A 3,528-nucleotide genomic window follows, 5' to 3' on the forward strand; every position below is an offset into this window, starting at 1 on the left:
TCGCCGATGAGTGCGGCGCTCGGCGCCCGGAATTTGTGCGCCCAGGTCGTGACCAGCGGATAGGTGTGGCGCTTGCTTGCCAAGGTCATTTTTCCAAGGCGCCCTCGACACCGTTTCGTCAACTCCGACAGGAACAAATCATCATCGAAGGCAAGCAGTCTATAGGCCTCGTTTGAGCGCAATGTGAGCAGCAGCGACGACATGCCCTCCGCGAGGGGCAACATCGCTATCGTCTGATGGTGATCGAACCATTCGATGGCGATCTGGTGGTGGGCGCGCTCGTGCCTCACTCGGCAAATCAGCATCGAGTGGCCAAGCCGGTTGATATCGGCGCCGATGCCTAGCAGATCACGCGTGGCGGACAAACGCGAATCCGCGGCAACAACCAGCCGAGCAGTTAAACGCGCGCCATTAGAGAGCGTTACGACTGCTCCTTCTTGGCTGTTTGTTGCATCGACGACCGAGTGGCCGCACAACAGCCGGGCGCGATCCTGCAAGCGGACGATTTTGAACAGCGCCTCGCGGATCCGGCAATTTGGAACCAAAACCCCCAGCGGTTCTCCAGAGTTGCTGGGAGGATCGAAACGAAGAGCGAATGCGCTCGAGCCGTTGAGCACGCGCGCGCCTTGAAGTGCTGATTTGTCCGAAGCCGGGATGACATCCCAGGCGCCGAGCTCGCGAAGGGTTCTGATCGAAGCGTTGGTCAGCGCGATTTCGCGACCATCGAAAGCCGGATTCGCCAGACTATCGAATGTGTTCTGTTCAACAACTGCCACCTTGAGTTCGCTTTGGGCAAGCGACGCAGCGAACGAAAGGCCGACCGGGCCGGCTCCAACGACAACGATGTCAAAATTATCGTCAGAGCCCATCAGCGTGCCGCCATCCGGTCGCCTATCCTCGTGTAACGGTGGAACTGAGCCGAGTGACATGAGCTCCGTGGCCGCCGCATTGCCTAAAGGCGCTGGGCCGGGAGATTCGCATCGATCGGCAACGAAGCACTCAAAGCGCTCAGAGGTGGATGCGGCTAACCGATCCCGCCCTTTGGCCGCGCAGCCGCGCAGATCGCCGCCAGCAAGCGAGACACTCGCGACGCTGGTCAGCCACGGCCGCGCCGCATCGATCGCCACATTCCACCTGGAACCCTTGCGCATACTACTCACGCTCCACGACGTCGAAGCGGGCTCTCTTGCGAGGGTATCGAACGTAGCGCTCTCTCTCGTCATCCCAGCCAAGGTAGCGGAAACTTTTATCCACGACCGCGCATATCTCATCAAGAACCTGCTGCATGGCTTCGATGTCGATGTCCTTGCAATTCAGTCGCCGATAGAGCAAAGCCCACGCGGCGACATAGTCGTCGAAATAGCGCGCGTCACTCGAACCAATGATCAACTTCGGACGGTTGATCGATCTCGAAAACGCACGTCCCAACCCCGATGATGCTCCGCAGCACGTTGACATCACGAGGATCTTCGGCGCTGGATGCGAGCCCTGGAACATTTCTACGAAGTCAGCCCAAAGAAGGCCACTTTCGACGCACACAACCCATCAAAGGCGAAAGCTGTTGATCGGCCCCCGTGTCCGCGCAGCCACGCGGATGGTCAGCCAGCAAGCGAGATACACACGACGCCGGTCAGCTAATGGCTGCGCCGTAAGCACAAGGCATGGCCGACCACACGACAGAAAACCCAGAACCGTGAAGGTGCTGATAATGACGACCAATCTTTCCGTAAGTCATGCATTTCTCCGTCGAAGACTGGTCAATAGAACACACCGATGAGTATGACCCTGATCTGGATCAGCCAGACATGACCAATCGGCACTGGCGGTTCACGGTCAGGTGATCGACCGTGACGTTCCACTTTGGAACCCGTGCGCACATGGCCAAGCTCTCGTCCGGCCACGCGAGGTACTCTCGTGGCATCAGCCGCCTCATACTGGGTGCAATGGGAGGCAGTCCTTCGCACGACAGAGGCTTTTCACAAATGTAGTGTGCAGCTTAGGTCAAGATGGTCATGGAGCATGGAGCATGGAGCATGGACAGCTTGTTCCCGACCGAGCCGGCTCGACTGACGAGCGCGATCCGCGCATCTTATGCACAGCGGATTGAAATCAGCGTTCCGGTTTGTCGTCCCGATCAATTAGTATCCGCTCGGCGGCTCCGTCGAGATCTTCGTATTGACCGCTTCGCAATGCCCAGACGAAGCCGGACACACCCAGTGCACCCAGAAAAAGGGCCACTGGTATGAGATAGAGCAACGTCGTCACGAGGATTATGCCGAATAGCTGACTGCGGAGCGTCCGACTTTTTGAATAACTTGCAGCGTCGCATTCGCCCCGAAGCCGTGCAAGCGCAATGCGTTTCCAATAACAAGCACCGATGAGGCAGACATGGCAATCGCCGCTAACAAAGGCGTGGCGTGCCCGAGGATGGCGATTGGTACTGCCACCGCATTGTAGACGATCGCAATCGCGATGTTCTGGCGGATCAGGTGTCCCGCCTTGCGCGAGACGTCCAGCGCGAGAGGCACTGCCAGAAGGCTTTCGCGCAGGAATACGAAGTCGGCGGCATTGCGGCCAATGTCGGCGGCGGTAGCTGGAGCGATCGAGACATGCGCCGCGCTGAGCGCCGGCGTGTCGTTGAGGCCGTCGCCAACCATCAGAACCTTGTGTCCGTCTTTCGCCAGGGTCTCGATGCGCTCGACCTTGCCGGATGGCAGCAGGCACGGAACGAAGTCCTTGACACCCAGCATTTCTGCGACTTCACCGCAGGCACCCGCAGTATCGCCCGACAGCATTTCCACTGACACCCCGGCATGGCTCAATTGCCCGATCGCCGCCTTGGCGTCTGCGCGCAGCGCGTCCTCAAAATCGAAGGTCGCGACAATGAACCCGTCTTTTGTCAGCACGGTTCCGCCATGTTTGCCTTCACCACCGGTCCGGGCTCTCCATCCAGCCCATCCGCGTCGGCCTAGCCGCCAGGTGCTTCCGGCTCCAGTGGCTTCGATTCCAAACCCTGGATGCTCGGTGACGGCATCAAATTTGTACTGCCCGCCGGGATGGGCAAAACCGGCTATGGCCTTTGAAAAAGGATGGCGGGAATGCGTAGCCATGTCTCCCGCGACTGCCAGCATGGCCGGATCGATCGACGATGCATTGACCAGCCGGGGCTGGCCGAGCGTGAGCGTTCCGGTCTTGTCGAACACCGCTGTATCAATCGTCGCCAGGCGCTCCATGGCAGAACCGTCCTTTACCATGATGCCGTTCTCAAACAGGCGCCGCGCGGCGACCACCTGAACGATCGGTACGGCGAGGCCGAGCGCGCACGGGCAGGTGATGATCAGAACGGCAATGGCGATGGTTATCGCCCGGTGCCAGTCGCCGGTCACCGCCATCCAGCCAAGGAACGTCGCGAAGGCTGTGAGATGAACCACCGGGGCATAGAGCGCTGAAACGCGATCGGCGATCCGGCGATAATGCGCGCGGCCGCCCTCTGCCGCTTCCATAAGACGAACCATTTCCGCCAGAAAC

General features: G+C 59.6%; 4 protein-coding genes. All 4 read right to left on the reverse strand.

Annotated features, from left to right (window positions below; translation table 11 throughout):
• On the reverse strand, positions 1 to 872 hold an 872-nt coding region (locus EOA32_RS34960), incomplete at its 3' end, for an FAD-dependent monooxygenase (protein WP_189407637.1).
• 280 nt (positions 873 to 1,152) lie between these two features.
• Positions 1,153 to 1,497 carry a hypothetical protein gene (locus tag EOA32_RS34965; protein WP_126057793.1) on the reverse strand — a complete coding sequence of 115 codons (345 nt, stop codon included), beginning with the start codon at positions 1,495 to 1,497 and terminating at the stop codon, positions 1,153 to 1,155.
• 612 nt (positions 1,498 to 2,109) lie between these two features.
• Positions 2,110 to 2,265 carry a cbb3-type cytochrome oxidase assembly protein CcoS gene (ccoS, locus tag EOA32_RS34970; protein WP_081714250.1) on the reverse strand — a complete coding sequence of 52 codons (156 nt, stop codon included), beginning with the start codon at positions 2,263 to 2,265 and terminating at the stop codon, positions 2,110 to 2,112.
• Between the two features lie 5 nt (positions 2,266 to 2,270).
• Positions 2,271 to 3,528: heavy metal translocating P-type ATPase (locus tag EOA32_RS34975; RefSeq protein WP_128374124.1), on the reverse strand; the 1,258-nt coding region annotated here is incomplete at its 5' end.

This window comes from Mesorhizobium sp. M1A.F.Ca.ET.072.01.1.1 (genome assembly GCF_004023325.1).
GTDB lineage: Bacteria > Pseudomonadota > Alphaproteobacteria > Rhizobiales > Rhizobiaceae > Mesorhizobium.

Coding starts and splice junctions, on each gene's coding strand:
- EOA32_RS34965 (WP_126057793.1), bottom strand. CDS start 1,497: ATGTTCCAGGGCTCGCATCCAGCGCCGAAGATCCTCGTGATGTCAACG.